The organism is Pseudomonas sp. NY15354 (assembly GCF_048068075.1).
GTDB lineage: Bacteria > Pseudomonadota > Gammaproteobacteria > Pseudomonadales > Pseudomonadaceae > Aquipseudomonas > Aquipseudomonas guariconensis_C.
In genome coordinates this window covers 84,330-107,579 of the sequence record NZ_JBLUPV010000017.1, presented here as the reverse complement: position 1 = coordinate 107,579, position 23,250 = coordinate 84,330, and the positions used below count along the sequence as shown (strand labels likewise).

Genomic DNA, 23,250 nt, shown 5'->3' with positions numbered 1-23,250 from the left:
CCCTACACGGATTGCGCAGTATCTGTAGGAGCGGCCTTGTGCCGCGAAAGGGCCGTGCAGCGGCCCCAGGATGTGGCGGCATGGGGCTGCGTTGCAGCCCATCGCAGGCTTTGCCAGCGCCTACACGTGTTTGCGCCGATTGTCAGGTCAACGCTTGGCCTTGTTCTGTGGTGCCTTCTTCGCGGGTAAACCCCACAAAGACCGCGTACGCCCAGCAACACCGTATAGCCAGCGGCTACATCTGCCTCAGCACTCGACAAACGCCACGGCCAGCCCGCCGCGGGAGGTTTCCTTGTAGTTGGCATGCATGTCGGCGCCGGTATCACGCAGGGTGCGGATCACCCGATCCAGAGAGATGAAGTGTTCACCATCGCCACGCAAGGCCATCTGTACCGCGTTGATCGCCTTGACCGCTGCAATGGCGTTGCGCTCGATGCACGGCACCTGGACCAGGCCACCCACCGGGTCGCAAGTCAGCCCCAGGTTGTGCTCCAGGGCGATTTCGGCAGCGTTCTCCAATTGAGCAGGCGTGGCACCCAGCACTTCGGCGAGCCCCGCCGCTGCCATGGAGCAGGCTGAACCGACCTCGCCTTGGCAGCCGACTTCCGCGCCCGAAATCGATGCGTTCTTCTTGCACAGAATGCCCACCGCCGCAGCGGCCAGCAGGAACGCGACCACATCGTCATCGCAGGCGCCGGGGTTGAATTTCATGTAGTAGTGCAGCACCGCGGGGATGATCCCCGCCGCGCCATTGGTGGGCGCGGTGACCATGCGCCCGCCTGCGGCGTTTTCTTCGTTGACCGCCAGGGCATACAGATTGACCCACTCCATAGCGCTCAGGGTCGAACCGATGACATTGGGCTTGCCCAGCTCCTGCAGGCTGCGGTGCAGCTTGGCGGCACGGCGCTTGACCTGCAGACCGCCTGGCAGGATGCCTTCGTTGCGCAGGCCGTTGTTCACGCACTCGCCCATGGCCGCCCAGATCTTCAGCAGCCCCTCACGCACTTCGGCTTCGGGCCGCCAGGCGCACTCGTTGGCCATCATCAGTTGGCCGACGCTCAGCTGATGAGTCTTGCACAGGGCCAGCAGCTCGGCTGCGCTGTCGAACTCATAGGGCAGCTTGACTTGGTCGGCATCGGACTGTGGCGCATCGATTTCGGCCTGCTCGACGATGAAGCCACCGCCGACCGAGTAGTAGGTCTGGGAGAACAGGCTGCCCTGCGCGGTGAACGCCTCCAGGCTCATGGCATTGGGGTGGTAAGGCAGGCTCTCGTCGAGCAGGCGCATGTCGCGGTCATACTCGAATGCCACCGGTTGAGTGCCATCGAGGATCAGGCATTGCTCCTGCATCACCTGTGCGATGCGCGGCTCGATGCTCTGCGGGTCGATACGATCTGGCCATTGGCCCATCAGTCCGAGCAGGCAGGCGCGGTCAGTGGCATGGCCGACGCCGGTCGCCGACAGCGAGCCATACAGGCGTACCTCGACCCGCGTCACCTGCGTCAGCACACCCCGCTCGCGAAGCGCTTGGGCGAAGGTCGCCGCCGCGCGCATCGGCCCTACGGTATGGGAACTGGACGGGCCGATGCCGATTTTGAAGAGGTCGAAAACACTGATAGCCATGCTAATACCTGGGCGAGACAGCCTGTGGAGCCGTCGACCGCCTCTCCGAGAAAATTGAACGAGACTGCGATATTGCGTGATACTGACTCGCCCGTCGGGTAATGACCAACGAAAGTTCCTAAGCAAGGCTTTAGCAGGGCTAAACAATGAAGCGACAACTCAATGGCCAGACGTTCGTCTGGTTGCATGTGTTTTCCTGTGCGGCGCGGCACCTGTCGTTCACCCGCTGCGCCGAGGAGCTGCATATCACCCCCGGAGCCGTCAGCCAACAGATGCGTCAGTTGGAAGAGCGCCTGGGCTATCGACTGTTCCTACGTCGGGCCCGAGGCGTCGAGCTGAGCGCCGAAGGCCAACGCCTGGCGCAGACCGTGGCCGAGGCCTACGGCAGCATCGAGGCCGAACTGCTTCGCCTGGACGCCGGCGAGATCCGCGGCACCCTGCGCCTGCGCTCGATCCCCTCGTTCCTGGCCAAATGGCTGACCCCTCGCCTGCCCCGCTTCCAGCAGCGCTATCCGGACATCGAGCTGCGTCTGGTGGCTGAGGACAGCAACCAAGCCTTGCACCCGGAGGACTTCGACCTGGCCATCGACCTCAACGATGGCAGCTATCCGGGCATGCTCTCGACGCCCTTGCTCGACGAGCAGATTTTCCCGGTCTGCTCCCCCGCCCTGCTGCGCGGCCGCCCGCCGCTGCATGGTCCGGCAGACCTGGTGCATTACCCGCTGCTGCACGACATCACCGCCTGGCGCGGCAGCTCGGAATACGCCGAATGGGAGTTCTACCTCGACGGTATCGGTGCCGGCAGCCTGGATGTGCGCCGCGGACACACTTTCAACCGCAACCACCTGACCATCGAGGCTGCCATCGCGGGGGTTGGCGTGGCCATCGCCCGACGCACCTTGCTCAACGACGAGCTCGAACGCGGCGCGCTGATCGTGCCTTTCGGCGTGCCGATCGCCAACCACAAACGCTACATGCTGCATTACCCGCCCGGCGGGCTGAACCAGCCGGGCGCACGCGCGGTGCATGACTGGCTGGTCGAAGAGGCCGAAGGGTTCCGCGCCTTGCATCCTTTGCTGAGCTAGCCTGCGCCACTCGTCAAACATCCTGAACCCTCGCCAGGGCTTGCCGGTCGCACATCAAGAGTGAGGCGACACATGTCGCGCAAAACCACCCTGAGCGAAGGAAGGCACCGTGAGCGATATCCGTATCGGCATTTCCGGCTGGCGCTATGGCCCGTGGCGCAAGGACTTCTACCCAAAAGGTCTGCGCCAGGACGACGAACTGGCGTTCGCCTCGCGCGCGATCAACAGCATCGAGATCAATGGCTCGTTCTATGCCCTGCAAACGCCCCAGCGCTATTGCAACTGGCGCGACCAGACGCCCGAAGGCTTCGTCTTCTCGGTCAAGGCACCGCGTTACATCACCCATGTGCGCAGGCTCAAGGAGATCGAAGAGCCGCTGGCCAACTTCTTTGCCTCAGGCCCCCTGCTGCTGGCCGACAAGCTCGGCCCGGTGCTGTGGCAGTTCCCTCCCAGCATGAAGTACGACCAAGCGCGCTTTGCCCAGTTTCTCGAACAACTGCCCCATGACCGCGCAGGCGCTCGGGACTGCGCCAAGCACTGCGCCGAACGCCTGCGCGACAACGGCGGCACAGAGATCGACGGCAATGCACCGCTGCGCCATGCGGTGGAGATCCGTCATCCCAGTTTTGTCTGCGAAGGCTTCGTCGAGTTGCTGCGTGCCCACAACGTGGCGCTGGTGGTGGCGGACAGTGCCGGCAAGTGGCCCTATGTCGAAGACGTCACCGCCGACTTTGTCTACATGCGCCTGCACGGCGATGTGGAGCTCTACAGCAGCGGCTACACCGCCCGCGCCTTGCGACGGTGGAAGACGCGCATCCAGGCCTGGAGCCAGGGCGGCCAGCCCGACGACGCCGAACTGATCGTCCAACGCGCGCCGCGCAAGCGGGCCTCGCGGGACATCTACTGCTACTTCGACAATGACCAGAAAGTCCATGCCCCCTACGACGCACGGCGTCTGCTGGAAAAACTCGGCCTTGCCGGTGAACTGGTGACCGAGCCCGGGGTGGAACCGGAGGTCGAACTGTGAACAAGACCATGCCTGCTCCCCGCTGCATCATCGACAAGGTCACTGCCGTGCGCCAGCTGAACGTGCTGACGATCAATGTGCACAAAGGTTTCACCCTGTTCAACCGACGCTTCATCCTGCCTGAACTGCGCGAAGCGGTACGCGCCACCGGTGCCGACCTGGTATTTCTCCAGGAAGTCCATGGCAGCCATCTTCATCACGCCCAGCGACACCCCGCCTGGCCGGTGACGCCGCAGTATGAATTTCTCGCCGACAGCATGTGGCCGCAATTCGCCTATGGCCGCAATGCGGTGTACCCCCATGGCGATCACGGCAACGCGTTGCTGTCCAAATTCCCTATCACCCGCTATCACAACCTGGACGTTTCGATCGCCGGCAACGAACAACGCGGCCTGCTGCATTGCCAGTTGGAGGTGCCCGGGCACGAAGCGGTGCACGCGGTCTGCGTGCATCTGGGGCTGCGCGAGGCCCACCGGCAGAACCAGGTGCGCCTGCTGCTCGAACTGCTCGACAGCCTGCCGCCCGACGCGCCGGTGATCGTCGCCGGAGACTTCAACGACTGGCGGCGCAAAGCCGATGCGGTGCTCTCGGCGCACTTGGTGGAGGCGTTCGGCACCCCGGCACGCAGCTTCCCGGCGCGCCTGCCGCTGCTGCGCCTGGACCGCATCTACCTGCGCAACGCCACCTCGAGCAAAGCCCAGGTGCTGTCCAACTACCCGTGGTCGCACCTCTCCGACCACGCCCCCCTGGCCGCGCAGATCAGCCTATGAACCGGCCTTGGGTGGACGGCAATCAGGTCGAGCTGCTGATCAACGGCGAGGCCTACTACGAGCGGGTGTTCCAGGCCATGGCCGAGGCCCGGGAAGAGATCCTGCTGGAGACCTTCATCATCTACGACGACAAGGTCGGCCAACAGCTTCAGCAGGTGCTGATCGATGCCGCGCGGCGCGGCGTCCGTGTGGAGGTGGCGGCCGATGGCTACGGCACGGCCGATTTGCCGGATGCCTTCATCTCGGCGATGACCGAAGCCGGTATCCGCTTCCATGCCTTCGACCCTCAGCCACGCCTAGCGGGCATGCGTACCAACCTGTTCCGCCGCCTGCACCGCAAGATCGTGGTGATCGACGGTGAGCGGGCGTTCATTGGCGGCATCAACTACAGCGCCGACCACTTGGGTGACTTCGGCCCCATGGCCAAGCAGGACTATGCCGTGGAGGTAACCGGCCCGGTGGTGGCCCAGGTGCATGCCTCGAGCCGGCGCTTGCTGGCCCCGGTGCTGGAACCGCCCAGCCAGGTGCGCCCGCTCACCGAGCCCAGTGGCTCCGCCAGCGCCGTGCTGGTGGAACGCGACAACGGCCGCCACCGCAACGACATCGAAGCCTACTACCTCGAGGGCTTTCGCTTGGCGCGCCAGCGCATCGTGGTGGCCAATGCGTATTTCTTCCCCGGCTATCGGTTGATGCGCGAGCTGCGCAATGCCGCCCGGCGTGGCGTGCAGGTCAGGCTGATTCTCCAGGGCCAGCCCGACATGCGTTGGGTTCGGGCCCTGTCGCGCTTGCTGTACAACTACCTGCTGCGCGATGGCGTGCACATCCATGAATATTGCGAGCGCCCGCTGCACGGCAAGGTCGCGCTGGTGGATGACCAGTGGGCCACGGTGGGCTCGAGCAACCTCGACCCACTGAGCCTGTCGTTCAATCTGGAGGCGAACCTGCTGATTCGCGACCGTGCTTTCAACCAGCGGCTTTACCAGCACCTGGACGAACTGGCCCACCAGCAATGCAAGGCGGTGACCCTGGAGCGCATGGTGCGCGGCTATTGGTGGCGCGCGCCGCTGATCTTCCTGTGTTTCCACGTGATCCGGCGTTTTCCGCAGATCGCCGGCTGGTTCCCTGCCCACCGCCAGAAACTGCAATCGCTGACGCCCGCTGCGCAGGACTCAGGTACCTACCATGAGGGCAATACCTGATGGAACGCAAAGCCTGGCACACCTGGGGCAAACGTCTGCTGACGCTGTTGTTCGTGGTCCTGATACCGGTGCTGCTCTACAGCCTTGCACGCAATCTGGACTGGAACGAAGTGCGCCAGTCGCTGCTGGCCTACAAACCCGGCACCCTGGCCGTGGGCTTGCTACTGGCGTTCACCAGCTACCTGGTGTTTGCCAGCTACGACCTGCTGGGGCGTGCCTATACCGGCCACCCACTGCCGGCGCGCCAGGTGCTGCCGGTGGCATTCGTCTGCTACGCCTTCAACCTCAATTTCACCACCTGGGTTGGCGGTGTGGCGCTGCGCTATCGCCTGTACAGCCGGCTGGGCCTGGACACGCCGACCATCACCCGCATCCTCACCCTGGGTCTTCTGACCAACTGGGTCGGCTACATGCTGCTGGCCGGCAGCGTATTCGCGTTGCGCCTGGTCAAGCTCCCCGAGAGCTGGGCCGTGGGCGCGACCGGCCTGCAATTGATCGGTATCGCGTTGCTGGCCGTGGCGCTGGGCTATCTGCTGGCCTGCGGCTTCGCCAAACGCCGCACCTGGAGCCTGCGAGGACACGAACTGACGCTGCCCTCGCTGCGCCTGGCGTTGTGCCAAGTGGCCTTGGGCATGAGCAACTGGGCTTTGATGGCAGCGTTGATCCACTGGCTGCTACCCCATGACCTGTTCTATCCGTCGATCCTTGGCATTCTGCTGATCAGTTGCGTGGCCGGTGTGGTCGCGCACATTCCTGCCGGGCTCGGCGTGCTGGAGGCGGTGTTCCTGGCCCTGCTCCATGGCCAGCTCGGCCAAGGCACCCTGGTGGCCGCGCTGCTGGGCTACCGCACCCTTTACTACCTGATCCCCTTGTTGTTGGCGCTGGTCATCTACCTGGTGCTGGAAAAGCGCGCCAAGACCTTGCGCCAGCGCGGCTAGGCCGCCTTGCGCAAGACCTGACGAAGGCCCTCGGGGCCGGGAGGTGTCCGATGCGTTTTCCCCTTGTGCTGTCGATACTCGCCAGCCTGGCCAGTCCCCCGGCGCTGGCCGAGGCCTGCGACGTGCTCACCCGCTCCTCCAGCGAAGCGGTAAAGCCGGTGGAGCGGCACACCTGCTACAGCTACAGCAACATGCCCGCCGAAGCCATCGCCTGGTCGTGCAGCAACGAGAGCAAGGACATGATCAGCACCCATAAGCACACCGTCGCCCGCTGCGCCGATGGCAGCGTCGGCAGCTGCATCGCGCCGCTGACCCAGGAGTCATTGGCCAATCCCAACGCTGCCGGGCGCGACCAACCTTCGACCCGCCCGGCCCTGTCCAAGGACGCCCGGGTGATCACCTACTACTACGACACGCCGAGCTTGGGCCAGGCACGCGCCGACTGCGAACGCAAGGACGGTATCTGGCAAACCCATTGACCGCTGGTCGCACCCGAGGAACGACGGGGCCTGGCGTGGGTTCAGCCGTAGTAATCGACAACGCTTTCCAACGCCAGGGAGATAGCCGCCATGCCACGTGGAGATAAAGACAAGTACACCGACAAACAGAAACGCAAGGCCGAGCACATCGAGGAAAGCTACGAAGCCAAGGGCGTTTCCAAGGACGAAGCGGAGTCCCGCGCCTGGGCCACGGTCAACAAGCAGTCAGGCGGAGGCGAACGTAAGGGCGGCTCAGGACAGAAGAAAAGCCCGCAGGCCAAGCAAAAATCCCGCGAGTCCTCGGCCAAGCGCGCTGCCGCCACCCGCCATGGGGTGCCCCGGCCTGGGCAGCGGCTGGAGGACATGACCAAGACCGAGCTGATGGACCGGGCACGCAAGCAACATATCGCCGGGCGCTCGACCATGCGCAAGGGCGAGCTGATCGACGCCCTGCGCCACGCAGCCTGATTCCAGCGATTGGGCGAGTCTCAAGAACGTCCCAGTGGGAGCCGGGAGCCGGCGATGGACTGCAAAGCAGCCCATCGCCCTTAAACGATCAAGGCGAGATCGGGTCACTGGCTGGGAAGGTCTCGTCCAGCGCATTGTCCACATTGGTTTCCTTCGGCTGCACCATCTCGGCACACTTGCAGTCTGCCATGCGGCACGGCTCACCGTTGCGGTGGCCGGTGGCGCAGGCTTCGCAGCAATAAGCCTTGCCATCCTGCACCACGGCATTGGCATCCACGGTGCAGGAACAATGATTACAGGCACAACGTTGCTCGATCATGGTCAGCTCCTTTCATCGTCATCATCGGTCGGTGAAACCTCGTCAGTCCACGGCTCGCCATCCAAGGGGTTGGAGCGGGCCAGCTCAGCCTCGTCAAGGCCGACGCCACCACCGATCTCATGCTCCTGCACCCTGCGCAGGGTCTTGTCTGCCGGACCGCCGACACCTCCCGGCTCGTGCGGGTCGCGGGCGCCGGTCTGGTCGTAGAGGGTGTCCGGGCTCAGGTCATCGAAGGTGACGTTGTCTTCATGCAGGCTGTCGCTCAGGGCTTCACCTCCGGTCATGCCACTTTCGGCCACGCGTCCGGGCGGGAACGCTTGGTCAACTTCCTGGGCAGGGCGTTCGTCGCCTACACGGCCTTCGCGCTCGTCATGGCGGTCGCTGAAATCCAGTTCGTGCACGCTGCCCATGCGGTCCTCGGTATCGTCGATCTCAGCCGGGGGCCTGGTTTTGGGATCGTCTGGCTGGGACATCACGGCTCTCCGTCGGGTGGGTTCATGCGGTCGACTGCCGGGGCCGGACAATGATTCAGAGTTTCTGCCCGGCGGCGCAGGCCGGGCAAAAATTCTGAACTCTCGAGCGCGACGCTCCCTCCCACGTCTAGAGACCCGCGAACCCTCCCGGAGCCCGCCATGGCCAAGCCCCTGCAGGAGTACCAGCGCAAGCGCGACTTCAATGCCACGCCCGAGCCTGCCGGCGCCCGCCGCCGCGGCCAGCCGGCGCATGCCTTGCAGTACTGCATCCAGAAACACGACGCCAGCCACCTGCATTACGACTTTCGCCTGGAACTGGACGGCACCCTCAAGAGCTGGGCCATTCCCAAGGGCCCGTCGCTGGACCCGAAGGTGCGCCGTCTGGCCATCCACGTGGAGGACCATCCGCTCGATTACGCCAATTTCGAAGGCCATATCCCCGAGGGCCACTATGGCGCAGGCGATGTGATCGTCTGGGACCGTGGCGTGTGGGAGCCTGAGGGCGACCCGCACAGCGCCTACGCCAAGGGCAAGCTGCGCTTTCGCCTGCAAGGCGAAAAGCTCGCCGGGGTCTGGAACCTGTTCCGCACCCACCTGGCCGGCAAGAAGGAGCAGTGGATGCTGGTCAAGTCCGACGATGACCAGGCCCGCAGCGAAACCGACTACAGCATCGTCGACGCCCAGCCCGACAGCGTGTTGAGCGAACGCACCCTGGTGCCTCGCCGAGCCAAGACCCCTGCAAAGCCCACCCAGCGAACGGCCAGCCCCCGAGCACGCGCCAGCAGCGCCAGAAACGCCGAGCTGCCCGAACGCCTGGAACCCCAGTTGGCCACCCTGGTCGACGCCCCGCCGGCCGGTGACTGGCGCTATGAAGTCAAGTTCGACGGCTACCGCATCCTGGCCCGCATCGAGGGGGCGGACGTGCGCCTGTTCACCCGCAACGGCCACGACTGGAGCGCCAAGATGCCCCATCAGGTGGCTGCCCTGCGCACGCTCAAGCTCAAGTCCGCCTGGCTCGATGGCGAAGTGGTGGTCGCTGGCGAGAACGGCGTGGCTGACTTCCAGGCCCTGCAGAACGCCTTCGATACCGAGCACGACGAGCGCATCACCTACTACCTGTTCGACCTGCCCTTTCTCGGCGGCCAAGACCTGCGCCAGGTGCCCTTGCAGGATCGTCGCGAGACGTTGCGGCAATTGTTGGAGGGGCGTGAGTCGGAGCAGGTCAAGTATTCGGCCGACTTCGACCAGCCCGTCGATTCGCTGCTCGACAGCGCCTGTCGCCTGGAGCTCGAAGGGCTGATCGGCAAGCGCGCCGACAGCCCCTATAGCGGTCGGCGCAGCAGCGACTGGATCAAGCTCAAGTGCAAGCAGCGCCAGGAGTTCGTGATCATCGGCTATACCGATCCCAAGGGCAGTCGCAATGCCTTTGGCGCCCTGCTGTTGGCCCTGCATGACAACGACAGCGGCCAGTTGCGCTACGCCGGCAAGGTCGGCACCGGCTTCAGCGCCACCACGCTAGACAGCATCCATGCCTGGCTCAAGCCACTGGAGGTGGACAAGCCCGCCCTGGCCAAGCCGCCCACCGGCGCCGACGCCCGAGGCGTGCACTGGCTCAAACCCCAGCTGCTGGCCGAAGTCGCCTATGCTCAGATGACCCGTGACGGTGTGGTGCGCCACTCGGTGTTTCATGGCCTGCGCGATGACAAGCCCGCATCCGCCATCGACCTGGAGCGCGCCATGCCCAAGACACGCGTCGTCAAGCCCGTCTCCGAACCCCAGCTCGGCGATCTGCGCCTGACCCACCCGGAGCGGGTGATCGATGCCACCAGCGGCGTGACCAAGCGCCAGGTCGCCGAGTATTACGCCCAGGTGGCCCCGTGGATCCTGCCCCAGCTCAAGGACCGCCCCGTGGCCTTGGTGCGGGCACCGGATGGCCTGGGCGGCGAGCTGTTCTTCCAGAAAAACGCAGGCCAACTGCACATCCCAGACGTCGTGAGCTACAGCAAAGCCCAGGCCGGCCAGGCTGCGATGATCCTCAACAGCGCCGAAAGCCTGTTGGGTGCGGTGCAGATGAACACGCTCGAACTGCACACCTGGAACGGCACCGACAAGGACTTCGACAAGCCCGATCGCTTCGTCCTCGACCTGGATCCGGACCCGGCCCTGCCTTGGAAGGCCATGCTCGAAGCCACGCAACTGACCCTCACCCTGCTCGACGAGCTGGGCCTGAAGGTGTTCCTCAAGACCAGCGGCGGCAAGGGCATGCACCTGGTGGTGCCACTGACTCGCCGCGCAGGCTGGGACGAGGTGAAGGACTTCAGCCATGCGATTGTCGAGTACCTGGCCCGGCTCTTCCCTGAGCGCCTGAGCGCGGTGTCTGGGCCCAAGAACCGGGTCGGGCGGATCTTCATCGACTACCTGCGCAACGGCAAAGGCGCGACCACGGTCAGCGCCTACTCGCTGCGCGCCCGTGAGGGCCTGCCGGTGTCGGTGCCGATCTGGCGCGAGGAGCTGCCTCAGCTCAAGGGCGCCAACCAATGGCACATCGGTAACCTGGCCGAGCGTCTGGCCGAGGTCGACGACCCCTGGGCGGATCTGACCAAGACCCGGCAATCGATCACCGCGCGTATGCGCAAGCAGATGGGCCTGGACTGATGGCCGTGCTGCTCGACGTACTGCAATGGCCGGCCATGCTGCTCACCGTACTGGCCGCGTGGTGCATCGGCTCCCGCCAGCCGCGCCGGCGCCGTGTCGGCTTCTGCTGTTTCATCAGCAGCAACGTGCTGTGGGTGATCTGGGGCTGGCAGGTTCAGGCCTGGGCCTTGATCGTCCTGCAGTTCTGCCTGTGCGCCATGAACCTGCGCGGCTGGAAGAAGAACACCACAGGGGAGCCGAGCACATGAGCATCATCCAGGACTTCGACCTGAACAACCTCGACCGCCTGCTGCGGGCATTCACCGAACGCCCCCAGGCACTGAACCTCGACACCCAACTCCCCGTACTGATGCAGGCTTTGCAGTCCGACCATCTGGACCTGCTGCCCCTGCCCGGCCAAGGCCACACCCTGCAGCGCTGGCAGACCCTCGCCCGCATCGCCGGTTGCGATCTCGCCCTGGCCAAGCTCTACGAAGGCCATACCGACGCCCTGGCCATCCTCGCCGAGTGCGGTGCACCGCACTTGGTGGGCGACGATCTCTGGGGCGTATGGGCCGCCGAGCCGCCAGATGCCCGGGCGCGCATTCTCGCCCGCCAGGGTGAGCAGGTACGCCTGGGTGGGCGCAAGGCCTGGTGCTCTGGCGCCTTGCAGATCGACCGTGCGTTGATCACTGCCTGGGGCGATGACGACCAGCCCCAGCTGGTGGCGATCGAGCTGGCTCATCCCAGCCAGCGTATCCAGGTGGAGCAATGGCAAGCCGTGGGCATGGCCACCACCACCAGTGTGGAGATCGCCTTCGACGATGCCCCCGGGATTGCCGTGGGTCGGCCTGGGCAGTACCTCATGCGCCCAGGTTTCTGGCACGGCGGTGCGGGTATCGCCGCCTGTTGGTATGGCGCAGCCGAAGCCTTGGCGGACTACCTGCGCGAACATTGCCGCAAACCGGCGCCGGACGCCCATGCCCTGGCGCACCTGGGTGCGGTGGACGCTGCGTTGTACGGCGCGCGCGCGGCCCTGCGCGAATGCGCGGGATGGATCGACCGGCAGCCGACCGCCGACGCCAGCTTCGAGGTACGCCGCACCCGTGCCCAGGTCGAGCATGCGGTGGAGCAAGTGATCCACCATGTGGGCCGTGCATTGGGTGCCACACCCTTTTGCCGCAGCAGCCACTTCGCCCGTTTGAGCGCCGACTTGCCGGTCTATCTGCGCCAGAGCCACGCCGAACGCGACTTGGCATCGCTCGGGCAACAACTGGCTCAGGTGCCAGCCGGGGCGTGGCAGCTATGAGCGACGATCCGATAAAAACCAGCAGCGGCACACCCTGGAGCCAGTGGCAGCAGGCTGCCCATCTGGCCCGGGCCACGTGGATCACCCCCGACCAGTTGTGCCCGCCCGGGCGACGCCTGGTGCTGGTGGCACCGCACCCAGACGACGAGATCCTTATGGCGGGAGGCCTGTTGGCGGGTTTCAGGGGGCACGAGCAGGACCTGTTGCTGATCTCGGTCACCGATGGTGAAGCCAGCCACCCCGGCTCCCGTCAGTGGAGCGAACAGCGCCTGCGCCGGCAACGGCCCCTGGAAAGTCGTCAGGCCTTGCAGCAACTTGGCCTGGACCTTGCCCAACTCGACTGGCACCGGCTGCACCTCAAGGACGGCGCGGTCCCTCGCGACGAAGCCTTTCTGGTCAACCACCTTGGCCAACTGCTCAAGACCGATGACCTGCTGCTGACCACTTGGCGCGGCGACGGTCATGCTGATCATGAGGCCGTCGGCCGCGCCGCCGCCCAGGCCTGCCAGGCCCACAAGGTTAAGCTGGCCGAGGTCCCTGTCTGGGCATGGCATTGGGCCCGCCCGGACGATCCCCGCCTGCCCTGGCCAAGGGCGCATCGCATTGCGCTGGATGAAACCCGCCTGGCCCGCAAACGCCAGGCGCTGTCAGCGCATCTGAGCCAGCTGCAGGCCGATGGCGAGCGCCCTCCGGTGTTGAAGCCCGCCCTGCTGGAGTGCCTTTTGCAGCCTTTCGAACTGGTGCTGCTTTGAATGCCAATGGAGTCGCCATGAGCCTTGATGCGCAGTATTTCGCCGACCTGTACGCCACCAGCGACGACCCCTGGGCGTTCCGCACCCGTTGGTACGAGCGGCGCAAACGCGAGCTGGTGCTCGCCAGCCTGCCGCAACAGTGCTATCGACGCATCTTCGAGCCCGCCTGCGCCAACGGGGAGCTCAGCATCGGGCTGGCCGAGCGCTGCGCCACGCTGTTGTGCCAGGACATCGACGCGACTGCGGTGAGCCTTGCACGCGAACGCCTGGCTGCCGCGAGCCACGTTCAGGTCGAGCAAGGTCGCCTGCCGGGCGACTGGCCCGGTGGCCAATTCGACCTGATCGTCTTGAGCGAGATCGGCTACTACCTGGACCCCACGGACTGGTTGCAGGTAATCGAGCAATCGGTGGCCAGCCTCAGCCATGACGGCGGCTTGCTGGCCTGCCACTGGCGCCACCCGATCGTCGGCTGTCCCCAGGATGGCCGCAATGTACATGAGCTGTTGGCTCGGCACCTGCCGCTGTACCCGGTGCTGCGCCACGAAGAGGCGGACTTTTTACTCGAATACTGGTCGTGCCAGCCCAGCGTGGTGGACTTGGACGAGACCTGCCCATGATCGGCGTAGTCATCCCGGCGCACAACGAGGCCCGACACCTGGGGCATTGCCTGCGCGCGGTGAACCGCGCCGCCCACGAGGCCGAACACACAGGCCTGACGGTGCAGGTGCTGGTGGTGCTCGACCGCTGCAACGACGCCAGTGCCACCATTGCCGACCGCCATGGCGTGGCGACATTGGCAGTGGATGCGGGCAATGTCGGCATTGCCCGCCGCACGGGCGCGGCATGGATGCTTGAACGTGGCGCGCAATGGCTGGCCTTCACCGACGCCGACAGCCGGGTGCCGGCGCACTGGCTGCTGTCCCAACTGCAGTTCGCGGCCGACGCGGTGTGCGGCACCGTGCACATCGAACGCTGGCAGCCATGGCAAGGCGCTGCGTTGCGCGAGCTTTACCGCAGCCGGTACGAGCCCAGGGAGGGTCACCGGCATATCCATGGGGCCAACCTGGGCGTGTGTGCCCAGGCCTATGCGCGTGCGGGTGGATTCGCGCCCTTGCCGGCCCACGAAGATGTGCACCTGGTGCGGGCGCTGGAGGCCTGCGGTGCTCAGATCGTGTGGACGGCCCGGCATAGCGTGGCCACCAGCAGCCGGCGAAACAGTCGAGCGCGGGAAGGGTTTGGCGATTACCTGGTGGGTTTGGAGGGGTCAGTCACAGGGTGAGGCGCGGGGGCGCTTTGCGCCCCCTTCAGGATGCCTTGCGCGAGCGTTTGGCTGGTTTTTTCTCCGGTGCGGCTTTCTTGCCGCCACCCAGGCTGCGCTTGAGCAGTTCGGTAAGGTCGACGATATCTGCGCCCTTCTGTGTCGGCGCCCCCTCGCCTTTTTCCACCACGCTGATCTTGCCCTTGGCCGCCTTTTCCTCGACCAGATCCAGGATGGTCTGGCGGAAGGCGTCATGATAGTCCTCCGGCGTCCAGGGTCCGCTCATGTCCTCGACCAGACGCTTGGCCATGTCCAGCTCACGCTTGTCGACCTTGGCGTCGGTCACACTGTGGTCCAGCTCCAAGGTCTCCACGCCGCGGACTTCCTCCGGCCAGCGCAGGGTGATCATCACCAGAGCCTCGTCCAGTGGTCGCAGCAGTGCCAGGTGCTGACGGGTATGCAGTACGACGGTGGCCAAGGCGACCTTGCCGGTGCTTTCCAGGGTCTCGCGCAACAGGGCGTAGACCTTGCCACCCCGACGGTCGGGGCTCAGGTAGTACGGGGTATCGAAATGCTGCAGCGGGATGTCGGCAGCATCGACGAACGAGAAGATATCGATGGTCTGGGTCGCCTCGGGACGGGCGTTGCGGATTTCTTCCTCGCTGATGATCACGTAGCGACCCTTTTCGTACTCCACGCCCTTGACGATGTGTTCCTTGTCGATGTCCTTGCCGGTGACCTTGTTCACCCGCTTGTAGCCGACCGGCTCCATGCTGCGTTTGTCCAGCCAGTCGAAATCGACGCGCTCGGTGCGCACTGCCGTGTTGAGGCTGACCGGGATGTGCACCAGACCGAAACTGATTGCGCCTTTCCAGATTGCCCGGGCCATGGCTTAGCTCCTAGGTTCCAGGTTCAAACGGTTGGCCGGGCCGACAGTAGCGCAAGGCGCCGCAGCGCTCGCAGCATTGGCACTGCAGCCCGGGGTATTCACAGCTCAGTGCGGCGCCCCACTGGCAACCGCGCAACAGGCAGATGAGGGTCATCAGCCACCTCCTTGGCCCTGCAAGCACTGGGGCCCTTATTTCCAAGGACTGCGCGGCGCCCTGAAGGTTTACTCGCGCCGCCCTATGGCAGTGGATTGCCGCCGGTGACACCGAACACCTCACCGGTGATGTAGCTCGACTCCTGGGTGGCCAGCAGCACATACAGCGGCGCGCACTCGGCGGGTTGGCCGGGGCGCTTCATCGGCGACTGCGAACCGAATTCGGGGATTTTCTCCGGCGGCTGGCCACCGCTGGGTTGCAACACGGTCCAGATCGGCCCCGGGGCGACGGCGTTGACCCGGATGCCGCGCTCGATCACCTGCTTGGCCAAGGCTTTGGTGAAGGCCACGATGGCCGCCTTGGTGGTCGCGTAGTCCAGCAGTGTCGCCGACGGCTGATAGGACTGGATCGAGGCGGTATTGATGATGGTGGCGCCAGCCGGCATCAACGGCACCGCCGCCTGGCACAGCCAGAACAGCGCATAGACGTTGGTCTTGAGCGTGTGGTCGAACTGTTCGTGGCTGATCTGGCCGATGTCCTTGCGCGCCTCTTGCTTGCCGGCGACGTTGACCAGGATGTCCAGGCCGCCCAGTTGCTCATGGGCCTGGTCGACCAGCTCACCGCAAAAGCGTTGGTCTTTCAGATCGCCTGGCAGGGCGATGGCTTTGCGGCCTTCAGCCTCGATCAGCTTGATCACTTCACGCGCGTCGGCCTGCTCCATGGGCATGTAGTTGAGTGCGATGTCGGCGCCCTCGCGGGCAAAGGCGATGGCCACAGCGCGACCGATCCCGGAGTCGGCGCCGGTGATCAGCGCCTTGCGCCCGGCCAGGCGGCCGAATCCCTTGTAGGTATCTTCGCCGTGGTCGGGCTTGGGCTGCATGTTCGCATCCAGCCCTGGCGGGGCTTGGGTCTGCTCGGGAAATGGCGGATGCGGGTACTGGGTCAGCGGGTTCTGCATGCTGAACTGGTCGCGGGGCTTGTTGGGCATGGTGCGCCTCCTTCTGGCGAATCGATGGGTCGCTACAGGTTTCGAGGCAGCGCCAGGATTGAAGGTTTGTTCGGCCCATCGTGCGCACCGACGGGTGGTCACGCGCAACGGGCTGAACCATTTGCCCGACACCGGCGTCCATCGCAAAAGACCCCAACGAGGCGCCCCCATGCGCGAGGACCCTGTCCAGCACGTGCTGGATTACCTGAAGCGAAACGCCCTGGTGCTGACCACCGCCGAATCCTGCACCGCCGGGCGCATGGTCGCCCTGTTGGCGGAGCACCCCGGCGTGGGCGAGTCGCTGGAAAGCGGTTACGTGGTCTATTCACCCAAGGCCAAGCAGCGCCTGCTCGGGGTGAGCCCTGTGACCATCGAGCGCTACGGCCTGACCAGCGAGGCAGTGGCCTGGGAGATGGCCCTCGGCGCGCTCAAGGACAGCACCGCCAACGTGGCCATCGCCACCACCGGCGTGGCCGGCCCGGACGGGACCGACGGGATCGCGCCGGGCACCCTGTGCTTTGCCTGGGCGTTTCAGGATGAATCGATTGCCGTGTTCACCCGTAGCCAGCGTTTTTTCGGCGATCGCCCTGAAGTACTGCGCCAGGGCGCGCTGTATGGCCTGACGCGCCTGCAGCATTACCACGAGCGCTGGCTGCGCGGCGAACGCGCCTGAGCGGAATCTTGGCCATGACCGACGACGAACAGCGCTCACGCCATCAGCCGGTCGAGGAAGACATGGCCATGCAGCAACGGGTCTGGCGCTTCGAGCGGCTGGGCTGGTACCTGTTGTCAGGGGTGATGCTGCTGGCCCTGGCGGGGGGGTTCGGCCGTGGCCCGTTGAGCCATGCCCAAGCGAGCAGCGCCGACGGACGCGTCCTGGTGCAGTACGCGCGCTTGAGCCGCAGCGGCGTGCTGGAAAGCCTGCAGATCAGGGTAAGGGGCCCAAGCAACGGGCAGGTACAGGTCCTGCTCGACGGCGACCTGTTTCGCGAAGCGAGCCTCGAGACCGTGCAACCCCAGCCGCTGCGATCCCGCTCCGAGGGCCAGGGGCTAAAGCTGCAACTGGGTACCGGCACTGACGGCACCGCGACCTTGTACCTGAGCCTGCGCGCCGAAACGCCCGGCAGGCTGCAAGGCCGGGTAAGCCTCGGGCCGGACAGCGAGGCGCGCTTTTCCACCTTCATCTACCCGTAGGGAGCCGTCATGGATTCGATACTGCGCGCCGCCGGCATGTACGTTGCCTTGATGCTGCTGTTTCGCATCGCCGGTCGCCGCTCCCTGAGCGATCTGACCACCTTCGACTTCGTCTTGCTGATGATCATCGGCGAAGCGACCCAGCAAGCCTTGCTGGGCGAGGACTTCTCCTTCATCAACGCCATGCTGGTGATCGCCACCCTGATCGTGCTGGACGTCGGCCTGTCGCTGGCCAAGCTCAATTCCAGGCGCCTGGCCCGGGTGCTCGACGGCCATGCCACGTTGGTCGTCGAGCATGGGCGCTTTTTGCATGGACGGATGCGCAAGGCGCGCCTGACCGAGGACGACATCCTCGAATCGGCGCGCGATAGCCAAGGCATCGAGACGGTGGCGCAGATCCGCTATGCCATCGTCGAACGCAACGGCAAGATCTCAATCATCAAGGAGCAATGAGCCGCCCGCCTCGCACATACTCGCTCAACAACGCACTCCCAGGGCACCATCGGCCAGCACCTGATCGACCACCGCACGCAGGGCCTGGCGCGCATCCAGCCCGTCGCTGCGAGCGTGTGCCAGGCAGGCGAGCTGGCGATCGGCGCTGGTGCCTTCGCGCAGGATGCGTTGGGCCTGAAGCACCGCGCGCTGCGCATCCGCCGTGTCCGCCGGGCACTGCGCCTGCAACTGGGCCAGCCAGCCCTCGGCGGTCACGGGCACTTGATCGTGGACACCCAAGAACAGCCCATGACGACCATGGCGCTTGGCCCGCCAGTAGTTCTCCTGGGTGATCCAGCGGCTTTCGCGGTTGATCGGCGTGGGGTCGTAGTGATCCACGGCCGTGCTCTGCACCAGGTGGCGGAACAGACCTGCGATACACAGCACATCCTCCAGGCGCGGACATCCGTCACAGATGCGCAGCTCCACCGTGGGAAATCGCCGCGACGGGCGAATCGCCCACCAGAAGTCGCCTTCTTTGCTCAGGGCGCCGGTGCGCTCCAGCAAAGCCCGGTAACGCAGGTAGGCTTCCCAGTCCGCCAGCGGCTCAGGCAATTCCATGTGCGGCCACTCGGCGCAGATCACCCGTCGATAGCTCATGTAGCCGGTGGCCTGGCCGTTCCACAAGGGCGACGACGTGCTCAGCACCAGAAACAGCGGCAGCCAGTACAGCAAGCGGTTGATCAACTGGATACGATCACACCCGGGAGGCACCCCCACATGAACGTGCAGCCCGGACAACAGGCTGCGCCGGGCCACGTGTTGGTAGTCATCGAACAACTGACGATAGTGCGCTGTGGTGCGGGCGCGCTGGCGCAACCACTGGGCGCTCGGATGGCTGGCGGCGCAGTACAGGCCAACGCCCTCCTCGGCCAACACCTCGCCCAGGCGCTGGCGGGTGCTCCGCAAAAAATCATGGGCCTCGTGCAGGTGGGTGAACACCGGCGAGGCGACTTCTATCTGGCTACGGAACATCTCTTCGGCAAAATATTCGCCCATGACTTCCCGGCAACGCCTGGCGACTTTCAGCGAAGGGTTGGCCAGCACCTGCGCGCTGCGCAGGTCCACCAGCAGGTATTCCTCCTCGATGCCAAAGCTCAAGGGCCGGTACCTACCCTCACGCATTGCGCGTCACGGTCAGGGCCACGGCAGCGATGCGCTCGACCCGCTCGTAACCCGGCTCCAGCAACTGCTCACCGAACACGTCCGGGTCGACTTCCCGGTACGCCCAGCTCCACTGCGGCCCGGCCAGGCGCAGGCGGATGGCTTCGAGCAAGGCGTCGCGCCCTTCGACGATGGCCACACCCGTGTAGAGCAGCAAAGCGCCACCGGCGCTCAGGCGTTCACAGGCCTGCTCGACGATACGCAGCGACAACTGTGCGCCCAGCGCCCCGCCACCATGGCGATAGACACGCTCGCTGGCATCGAGCATGTACGGCGGGTTGGCCACGATCAAATCGAAGCTGCCGCTGATGCCATCGAGCAGGTCGCTCGGCTCCACCGACAGGTTGCCCACCCCAGCCAGGGCCGCATTGATCGCGGTGTAGCGCAAGGCCAGCGGGTTGATGTCCACGGCACTGACCTGCGCATGCTGCGCGGCGCGGGCGATCAGCAACGCGCCCACGCCCGTGCCGCAGCCGATGTCCACGGCGTGCTGGACGGGTTTGGGGGTACGCTGCAGGTGCTCATGGATGACCTGGGCAAAGCGGTAGCTGTCCGGGCCGAAGAACACCGCGTCACTGGCCTCGGTGGGAAAGGCCGAATGCACCAGCAGCAGGTCGTCCAGGCTGGACCAGCGCACGCTGCTGCGCAGCAATTGGCCCTGCGCCGTCACCACCTTGGCAGCCTGCAGTTGCTGTAATTCATCGGCCGAGATCAGAGCAGGGTCGAAGGGCCGGCTCCAGCCGAACACATCGCGCAGCGTACCGGCCCGCTCGCTGCCCGCCCGGGTGTTGTTTCGGGCATGGGTCGCGGGGGTCACGCAGGTGAAGCGATAACCGTCCGCGCGCAGGCGCCGGCCCAGTTGCAGCAGCGCCTGGTCGGCCTGGATCTGTTCGGGGCTCAGTTGCATCAGTAGGGCTCCTCCTGGGCAAGGCCAGTGGCCTGGATATAGGCGCGGGTGGCACGCAGGCCCTCAGGCGAGGCGTGGCGATTGCCGGCCATCCGCTCGATCAGCGCCTGCACCGGCGCCTGATCAAGCGCCGCGTCATCCGGCTCCAGATCAGGTTGCCAACTGCCCGGCAGCACACGGCGCACGCAGTTCCCTTCCCAGCCTTGGGCGATCCAGTCGTGCCACAGTTGCTTCTCGTAGGCGCTGAATACCCCGAACATGGCGGCGTCAGGGCCTTCGATCAGTCGCCACAGACGGCTGTGCGCCGGATCTTCGCCACGACGTACCCAACCGTGCTGTTCGAACGCCTTGAGCAAACCCGGCATGGCGTCGGGAGCGCTCAACCATTGGTTGAGGGTGCGGCCCTGCAACCGGCAATGGTCCGAATGCATGCGTTGGCCGAACAGACGCTTGCGCTCAAGGGCATCGAGCAACTCGCCCTCGAGGTCGAAACTGGCGATCAGGCTGGGCGTGTCGATGCCCAGGTCATTCAGGCGATAGCCACGCCGTACCCGTCGGTAGAAATCTTCGCCGCCCTGCTCCGACCAGAGCTGGCGTAGCGTATGGATCGCTTTACGGGCATGACCGCTGGCGGCGTTGTCGATGGTCACGTGCAACTGGAAGTAATGGCCGTCGATGCCCAGCTCCGCCAGCTCATGGGTGGTGATCAACAGGTGCAGCGGCGGTTGCTCGTAGCCCAAGTTGTAGCCGATCACTTCGGGCAGCAAGCCATCGAAGTGCTGCCCCAAGGCCAATTGCAGAGCGCCCTGCAGATAACGCGCAGGGTCCAGGGGCAACAGTTCCTGACAACCCAGGCGGGTGAGCAGACGCTGGTAGATGAGCACGTGGTTGCAGCGCGGGTCGCCCTCGCCGAGCTCTTCGAGGTAGGTACGGATCAGGCCGTGGTAACGCGGGTCATGCCAATGGTGCAGGACGCCCTGCAACCAGGCCCCGTCGACCGCCTTGGTGGGTGCGACCTGCTGCAGAAACCACAGGGCTTGAGACCGATTGGCGAAGTAGCGACGCAGTGCCCCGTGACGCCGCGCCTGAAGATACAGCGCATAATGCTCGGCCACGCTGGCGGCGCGGCAGGCAGACCATTGGTCCAGTTGTGCGGGAGAAGCAGGCAAGTCATCAGGCAGCGCATCGGCGCGGTTCAGTTGTTCTTCCAGCCACTGCTGGCCATCGCTGCAGCGGCCTTGCAGCAAGGCCTGGTAGCGGTGCTCCAGGCACTCACTCCAAGCCTGAGCCGGCGTCACCGGGACGGCGGTCTCGCAAGTCATCACCCTCATGCCTCACTCCTCGCACGATCAGTTGTCGGGGTCGTGGGATGGCATCGGTTGCGATGGTGAAGCGGGCGCGGTGGCCGGCGTGTCAGGTTGTTGCATTTGCAACGAAGGCTTGCTGGGGTCGGCGTCCTTGGCGGGATGATCGTCGTCGCGATCGAAACAACCGCCGAGCAGCGTCAGGCCGCCCAACAGACAGAGCATTGGGGCTATTCGCATAATGTGTGTCCTCCTCGCCCGTTGATCGCAGTGCCAGGAAGCCCCGGCACTGCGCTGCCTTGCTTACGAGCGGCCGCCCTTGCGGCTGGACTCGCTCGACCGTCCACCACCGGACTGCTGCCCACCTTTGCGGCCGGCTTCGGAGGCTTTCTCGCGGTCGTTGGCGAAATTGCCTGGGTTTTTCGATCCACCCTGGCTGCCGCTTTTGCTGGTCTCTTTGTTAGCCATCGTCTGTCACCTCGTGTGGCGTAAGGAATGCACGACAGCAGCCGTGCATAGTGTCGAGTACCCACCGAGCAAGGAGATTCGCTTTATCTGCGCAGACGCTGACCGACGGCAATAAAGAATCGGGCCCAGGCATTTGGCGCGCAGGGGGTTTGACCCAGCCCCCAACGGACAACACAATCGCCGCACCAACCCGATGCAAGCCTGGAGTGCACCTGTGAAAGCCTTGACCCCGTCCGCCCTACGCGTCTGCGATGCCGCCGAGGGTCATTTTGCCGACCATGGCTACGATGGCTCGTCACTGAGCGAGATCGCCGCCCAGGCCGGGATGCGCAAGGCGTCGCTGTATGCCCACTTCGCCAGCAAGGATGCGTTGTTCGCCAAGACCTTCGAGCGCGCGTTGGCGCAGGAAACGGCCTACGTTCAGGGCGTGTTCGCGCGGGAATCGGCAGAAGGCCTGCCGCCAGGGCATAGACATCCCCTGGACCTGGCCGAACGCTATGCCAGCTCGCCCAGCCTGCGCTTCGTGCTGCGTGCAGCCTTTCTGCCGCCCGCTTCGCTCAAACCGCTGGTCACCTCAGGGTTCGAAGCCTACCTGGAGCACATCCGTGTGGACTTTTGCCAGGCCCTGCGCGAGCGCCATGCCTGGGCCCGCAGCGACGGCAACAAGCTGGAGCTCTACGGGGATGCGTACCTGGGGATCATCGACAGCCTGCATGTGGAGCTGATGTACGCCAACCCTGCGGTCTACGCGCGGCGGGCGGCGTCGCTGCTGAAGATCCTCGACGACTCGCTGGCCTTGACCAGCCGCTAAAGGGCACGGCTCAGGGCTTGATGCGTTTGAGCTCGTTGAGCAGGCCCATCAGTTGTTCGAGCTTGTCGCTGCCGAACTGGCGCTGGATCTCTTGATAGTTGCGCTCCATCTGCTCGCTCATGGCCAGAAACAACTGCTGCCCACGCACGGTGAGGCTGATGAAAATGCGACGCTGGTCCTCAGGCGACTTGCGCCGGCCCACCAGGCCGTCACGCTCCAGGCGCTTGAGCACGCCACTCATGCTCGGCTTGAGGATGCAGGCCTGGTCGGCGAGCTGGTGGCTTTCCAGTTCGCCCTGCTGACGCAGGATGCGGATCACCCGCCATTGCTGCTCGGTCAGGTCATGGGCGTTGAGGGCCGGGCGGAAGAACGCCATGGTTGCTTCGCGGGCCTGCAGGAGGGTCAGAGTCAGGGAAGGTCTTGGTAAGGTCATGCTCATCAGTTCAGGTTGCAAAGCCAGGAATCTAGGGGCTGTGGTGCTTGGGGGCAAGGGATGCGCACAGCACTTCATTAAGATATTAACAAAGTGAAATACATTTGCAGGG

At 65.1% G+C, this 23,250-nt stretch carries 28 protein-coding genes and 1 pseudogene; 17 read left to right on the top strand and 12 right to left on the bottom strand.

Annotated elements, in window-relative coordinates; genetic code table 11:
* Positions 1-246: 246 nt before the first annotated feature.
* The gene (locus ACNFCH_RS17070) at positions 247-1,623 is read right to left on the bottom strand and encodes an L-serine ammonia-lyase (RefSeq protein WP_337159431.1); all 1,377 of its coding nucleotides are present in this window, start codon (positions 1,621-1,623) and stop codon (positions 247-249) included.
* A gap of 146 nt (positions 1,624-1,769) precedes the next feature.
* Here ACNFCH_RS17070 and ACNFCH_RS17065 point away from each other — a divergent pair, with 146 nt between their 5' ends.
* The 7 genes from ACNFCH_RS17065 to ACNFCH_RS17035 all read left to right on the top strand — a co-directional run bounded on the left by ACNFCH_RS17065 (position 1,770) and on the right by ACNFCH_RS17035 (position 7,589).
* Positions 1,770-2,708, top strand: a complete 939-nt coding sequence (locus ACNFCH_RS17065) for a LysR substrate-binding domain-containing protein (RefSeq protein WP_416743176.1) — start codon at positions 1,770-1,772, stop codon at positions 2,706-2,708.
* Positions 2,709-2,817: 109 nt separating this feature from the next.
* A complete protein-coding gene (locus ACNFCH_RS17060) occupies positions 2,818-3,735 on the top strand; it encodes a DUF72 domain-containing protein (protein ID WP_416743175.1) in 918 nt (305 codons plus the stop codon).
* The gene (locus ACNFCH_RS17055) at positions 3,732-4,505 is read left to right on the top strand and encodes an endonuclease/exonuclease/phosphatase family protein (RefSeq protein WP_337159434.1); all 774 of its coding nucleotides are present in this window, start codon (positions 3,732-3,734) and stop codon (positions 4,503-4,505) included. The genes ACNFCH_RS17060 and ACNFCH_RS17055 overlap by 4 nt, the downstream gene beginning before the upstream one ends.
* Entirely contained in the window at positions 4,502-5,704 is a 1,203-nt protein-coding gene (clsB, locus tag ACNFCH_RS17050) for a cardiolipin synthase ClsB (RefSeq protein WP_416743174.1), read from the top strand. The genes ACNFCH_RS17055 and clsB overlap by 4 nt, the downstream gene beginning before the upstream one ends.
* Complete coding sequence (locus ACNFCH_RS17045; protein WP_337159436.1) at positions 5,704-6,642, top strand: lysylphosphatidylglycerol synthase domain-containing protein; 939 nt, start codon at positions 5,704-5,706, stop codon at positions 6,640-6,642. Before clsB ends, ACNFCH_RS17045 begins: the two co-directional genes overlap by 1 nt.
* Positions 6,643-6,692: 50 nt before the next feature.
* Entirely contained in the window at positions 6,693-7,121 is a 429-nt protein-coding gene (locus tag ACNFCH_RS17040; protein WP_416743173.1) for a hypothetical protein, read from the top strand.
* 90 nt (positions 7,122-7,211) lie between these two features.
* Positions 7,212-7,589 carry a Rho termination factor N-terminal domain-containing protein gene (locus ACNFCH_RS17035; protein ID WP_337159438.1) on the top strand — a complete coding sequence of 126 codons (378 nt, stop codon included), beginning with the start codon at positions 7,212-7,214 and terminating at the stop codon, positions 7,587-7,589.
* Positions 7,590-7,677: 88 nt separating this feature from the next.
* On the opposite strand, the gene ACNFCH_RS17030 is transcribed toward ACNFCH_RS17035, so the two are convergent.
* The gene (locus ACNFCH_RS17030; RefSeq protein ID WP_337159439.1) at positions 7,678-7,908 is read right to left on the bottom strand and encodes a metallothionein; all 231 of its coding nucleotides are present in this window, start codon (positions 7,906-7,908) and stop codon (positions 7,678-7,680) included.
* A gap of 2 nt (positions 7,909-7,910) precedes the next feature.
* On the bottom strand, positions 7,911-8,381 hold the full coding sequence (locus ACNFCH_RS17025; protein ID WP_337159440.1) for a phosphotransferase system, HPr-related protein: 471 nt from the start codon (positions 8,379-8,381) through the stop codon (positions 7,911-7,913).
* Positions 8,382-8,540: 159 nt separating this feature from the next.
* On the opposite strand from ACNFCH_RS17025, the gene ligD reads away from it, so the two are divergent.
* The 6 genes from ligD to ACNFCH_RS16995 are packed head-to-tail and all read left to right on the top strand — an operon-like array spanning position 8,541 to position 14,355.
* Positions 8,541-11,036, top strand: coding sequence for a DNA ligase D (gene ligD, locus ACNFCH_RS17020; protein WP_416743172.1), 2,496 nt, complete (start codon positions 8,541-8,543; stop codon positions 11,034-11,036).
* Complete coding sequence (locus ACNFCH_RS17015; protein WP_196164806.1) at positions 11,036-11,284, top strand: hypothetical protein; 249 nt, start codon at positions 11,036-11,038, stop codon at positions 11,282-11,284. Before ligD ends, ACNFCH_RS17015 begins: the two co-directional genes overlap by 1 nt.
* Positions 11,281-12,324, top strand: coding sequence for an acyl-CoA dehydrogenase family protein (locus ACNFCH_RS17010; protein ID WP_337159442.1), 1,044 nt, complete (start codon positions 11,281-11,283; stop codon positions 12,322-12,324). Before ACNFCH_RS17015 ends, ACNFCH_RS17010 begins: the two co-directional genes overlap by 4 nt.
* Complete coding sequence (locus tag ACNFCH_RS17005; RefSeq protein WP_337159443.1) at positions 12,321-13,076, top strand: PIG-L family deacetylase; 756 nt, start codon at positions 12,321-12,323, stop codon at positions 13,074-13,076. Before ACNFCH_RS17010 ends, ACNFCH_RS17005 begins: the two co-directional genes overlap by 4 nt.
* Positions 13,077-13,093: 17 nt before the next feature.
* Entirely contained in the window at positions 13,094-13,693 is a 600-nt protein-coding gene (locus ACNFCH_RS17000) for a class I SAM-dependent methyltransferase (protein WP_337159444.1), read from the top strand.
* Positions 13,690-14,355 (top strand): glycosyltransferase, encoded by a 666-nt coding sequence (locus tag ACNFCH_RS16995; protein ID WP_337159445.1) that lies wholly within the window; start codon positions 13,690-13,692, stop codon positions 14,353-14,355. Before ACNFCH_RS17000 ends, ACNFCH_RS16995 begins: the two co-directional genes overlap by 4 nt.
* A gap of 25 nt (positions 14,356-14,380) precedes the next feature.
* On the opposite strand, the gene ACNFCH_RS16990 is transcribed toward ACNFCH_RS16995, so the two are convergent.
* The 3 genes from ACNFCH_RS16990 to ACNFCH_RS16980 form a co-directional block, all read right to left on the bottom strand.
* Positions 14,381-15,223, bottom strand: a complete 843-nt coding sequence (locus tag ACNFCH_RS16990; RefSeq protein ID WP_337159446.1) for a Ku protein — start codon at positions 15,221-15,223, stop codon at positions 14,381-14,383.
* Between the two features lie 10 nt (positions 15,224-15,233).
* Positions 15,234-15,377 carry a PSPA7_2676 family Cys-rich small protein gene (locus ACNFCH_RS16985; RefSeq protein ID WP_196164800.1) on the bottom strand — a complete coding sequence of 48 codons (144 nt, stop codon included), beginning with the start codon at positions 15,375-15,377 and terminating at the stop codon, positions 15,234-15,236.
* A gap of 82 nt (positions 15,378-15,459) precedes the next feature.
* Positions 15,460-16,365, bottom strand: a complete 906-nt coding sequence (locus ACNFCH_RS16980; RefSeq protein ID WP_337159447.1) for an SDR family oxidoreductase — start codon at positions 16,363-16,365, stop codon at positions 15,460-15,462.
* 169 nt (positions 16,366-16,534) lie between these two features.
* Between ACNFCH_RS16980 and ACNFCH_RS16975 the strand changes: the two genes are divergently transcribed.
* The 3 genes from ACNFCH_RS16975 to ACNFCH_RS16965 are packed head-to-tail and all read left to right on the top strand — an operon-like array spanning position 16,535 to position 18,012.
* Positions 16,535-17,038: a CinA family protein gene (locus ACNFCH_RS16975; protein WP_196164798.1), complete on the top strand. Its 504-nt coding sequence runs from the start codon at positions 16,535-16,537 to the stop codon at positions 17,036-17,038.
* A gap of 14 nt (positions 17,039-17,052) precedes the next feature.
* A complete protein-coding gene (locus ACNFCH_RS16970) occupies positions 17,053-17,559 on the top strand; it encodes a hypothetical protein (protein ID WP_337159448.1) in 507 nt (168 codons plus the stop codon).
* Positions 17,560-17,568: 9 nt separating this feature from the next.
* Entirely contained in the window at positions 17,569-18,012 is a 444-nt protein-coding gene (locus ACNFCH_RS16965) for a DUF421 domain-containing protein (protein ID WP_337159449.1), read from the top strand.
* Positions 18,013-18,036: 24 nt separating this feature from the next.
* Here ACNFCH_RS16965 and ACNFCH_RS16960 read toward each other — a convergent pair whose 3' ends face one another.
* The 5 genes and pseudogenes from ACNFCH_RS16960 to ACNFCH_RS16940 form a co-directional block, all read right to left on the bottom strand.
* Complete coding sequence (locus tag ACNFCH_RS16960; protein ID WP_416743171.1) at positions 18,037-19,176, bottom strand: carboxylate-amine ligase; 1,140 nt, start codon at positions 19,174-19,176, stop codon at positions 18,037-18,039.
* Positions 19,169-20,122, bottom strand: coding sequence for a methyltransferase (locus ACNFCH_RS16955; protein ID WP_416743170.1), 954 nt, complete (start codon positions 20,120-20,122; stop codon positions 19,169-19,171). Before ACNFCH_RS16955 ends, ACNFCH_RS16960 begins: the two co-directional genes overlap by 8 nt.
* Positions 20,122-21,453: an iron-containing redox enzyme family protein gene (locus ACNFCH_RS16950; RefSeq protein ID WP_416743169.1), complete on the bottom strand. Its 1,332-nt coding sequence runs from the start codon at positions 21,451-21,453 to the stop codon at positions 20,122-20,124. The genes ACNFCH_RS16955 and ACNFCH_RS16950 overlap by 1 nt, the downstream gene beginning before the upstream one ends.
* Before the next feature lie 18 nt (positions 21,454-21,471).
* Entirely contained in the window at positions 21,472-21,666 is a 195-nt protein-coding gene (locus tag ACNFCH_RS16945; protein WP_416743168.1) for a hypothetical protein, read from the bottom strand.
* 63 nt (positions 21,667-21,729) lie between these two features.
* Positions 21,730-21,849 (bottom strand): annotated as a pseudogene (locus tag ACNFCH_RS16940) (KGG domain-containing protein); the annotation flags it as partial.
* A gap of 259 nt (positions 21,850-22,108) precedes the next feature.
* On the opposite strand from ACNFCH_RS16940, the gene ACNFCH_RS16935 reads away from it, so the two are divergent.
* The gene (locus ACNFCH_RS16935) at positions 22,109-22,705 is read left to right on the top strand and encodes a TetR/AcrR family transcriptional regulator (RefSeq protein ID WP_416743167.1); all 597 of its coding nucleotides are present in this window, start codon (positions 22,109-22,111) and stop codon (positions 22,703-22,705) included.
* 10 nt (positions 22,706-22,715) lie between these two features.
* Here the strand turns inward: ACNFCH_RS16935 and hpaR are convergent, their stop codons facing one another.
* Entirely contained in the window at positions 22,716-23,138 is a 423-nt protein-coding gene (gene hpaR / locus ACNFCH_RS16930) for a homoprotocatechuate degradation operon regulator HpaR (RefSeq protein ID WP_337159454.1), read from the bottom strand.
* Positions 23,139-23,250 lie beyond the last annotated feature (112 nt).

Excerpts from the sequence above, each read along its gene's own strand:
- hpaR (WP_337159454.1), bottom strand. The coding sequence starts at position 23,138 with ATGACCTTACCAAGACCTTCCCTGACTCTGACCCTCCTGCAGGCCCGC.
- ACNFCH_RS16945 (WP_416743168.1), bottom strand. The coding sequence starts at position 21,666 with ATGCGAATAGCCCCAATGCTCTGTCTGTTGGGCGGCCTGACGCTGCTC.
- ACNFCH_RS17000 (WP_337159444.1), top strand. The coding sequence starts at position 13,094 with ATGAGCCTTGATGCGCAGTATTTCGCCGACCTGTACGCCACCAGCGAC.
- ACNFCH_RS16970 (WP_337159448.1), top strand. The coding sequence starts at position 17,053 with ATGACCGACGACGAACAGCGCTCACGCCATCAGCCGGTCGAGGAAGAC.
- ACNFCH_RS17045 (WP_337159436.1), top strand. The coding sequence starts at position 5,704 with ATGGAACGCAAAGCCTGGCACACCTGGGGCAAACGTCTGCTGACGCTG.
- ACNFCH_RS17005 (WP_337159443.1), top strand. The coding sequence starts at position 12,321 with ATGAGCGACGATCCGATAAAAACCAGCAGCGGCACACCCTGGAGCCAG.
- ACNFCH_RS17040 (WP_416743173.1), top strand. The coding sequence starts at position 6,693 with ATGCGTTTTCCCCTTGTGCTGTCGATACTCGCCAGCCTGGCCAGTCCC.
- ACNFCH_RS16995 (WP_337159445.1), top strand. The coding sequence starts at position 13,690 with ATGATCGGCGTAGTCATCCCGGCGCACAACGAGGCCCGACACCTGGGG.
- ligD (WP_416743172.1), top strand. The coding sequence starts at position 8,541 with ATGGCCAAGCCCCTGCAGGAGTACCAGCGCAAGCGCGACTTCAATGCC.
- ACNFCH_RS16975 (WP_196164798.1), top strand. The coding sequence starts at position 16,535 with ATGCGCGAGGACCCTGTCCAGCACGTGCTGGATTACCTGAAGCGAAAC.
- ACNFCH_RS17035 (WP_337159438.1), top strand. The coding sequence starts at position 7,212 with ATGCCACGTGGAGATAAAGACAAGTACACCGACAAACAGAAACGCAAG.
- ACNFCH_RS17065 (WP_416743176.1), top strand. The coding sequence starts at position 1,770 with ATGAAGCGACAACTCAATGGCCAGACGTTCGTCTGGTTGCATGTGTTT.
- ACNFCH_RS17025 (WP_337159440.1), bottom strand. The coding sequence starts at position 8,381 with ATGTCCCAGCCAGACGATCCCAAAACCAGGCCCCCGGCTGAGATCGAC.
- ACNFCH_RS16960 (WP_416743171.1), bottom strand. The coding sequence starts at position 19,176 with ATGCGTGAGGGTAGGTACCGGCCCTTGAGCTTTGGCATCGAGGAGGAA.
- ACNFCH_RS17015 (WP_196164806.1), top strand. The coding sequence starts at position 11,036 with ATGGCCGTGCTGCTCGACGTACTGCAATGGCCGGCCATGCTGCTCACC.
- ACNFCH_RS16990 (WP_337159446.1), bottom strand. The coding sequence starts at position 15,223 with ATGGCCCGGGCAATCTGGAAAGGCGCAATCAGTTTCGGTCTGGTGCAC.
- ACNFCH_RS17010 (WP_337159442.1), top strand. The coding sequence starts at position 11,281 with ATGAGCATCATCCAGGACTTCGACCTGAACAACCTCGACCGCCTGCTG.
- ACNFCH_RS16955 (WP_416743170.1), bottom strand. The coding sequence starts at position 20,122 with ATGCAACTGAGCCCCGAACAGATCCAGGCCGACCAGGCGCTGCTGCAA.
- ACNFCH_RS16965 (WP_337159449.1), top strand. The coding sequence starts at position 17,569 with ATGGATTCGATACTGCGCGCCGCCGGCATGTACGTTGCCTTGATGCTG.
- ACNFCH_RS16985 (WP_196164800.1), bottom strand. The coding sequence starts at position 15,377 with ATGACCCTCATCTGCCTGTTGCGCGGTTGCCAGTGGGGCGCCGCACTG.
- ACNFCH_RS17030 (WP_337159439.1), bottom strand. The coding sequence starts at position 7,908 with ATGATCGAGCAACGTTGTGCCTGTAATCATTGTTCCTGCACCGTGGAT.
- ACNFCH_RS16980 (WP_337159447.1), bottom strand. The coding sequence starts at position 16,365 with ATGCCCAACAAGCCCCGCGACCAGTTCAGCATGCAGAACCCGCTGACC.
- ACNFCH_RS16950 (WP_416743169.1), bottom strand. The coding sequence starts at position 21,453 with ATGAGGGTGATGACTTGCGAGACCGCCGTCCCGGTGACGCCGGCTCAG.
- ACNFCH_RS17070 (WP_337159431.1), bottom strand. The coding sequence starts at position 1,623 with ATGGCTATCAGTGTTTTCGACCTCTTCAAAATCGGCATCGGCCCGTCC.
- clsB (WP_416743174.1), top strand. The coding sequence starts at position 4,502 with ATGAACCGGCCTTGGGTGGACGGCAATCAGGTCGAGCTGCTGATCAAC.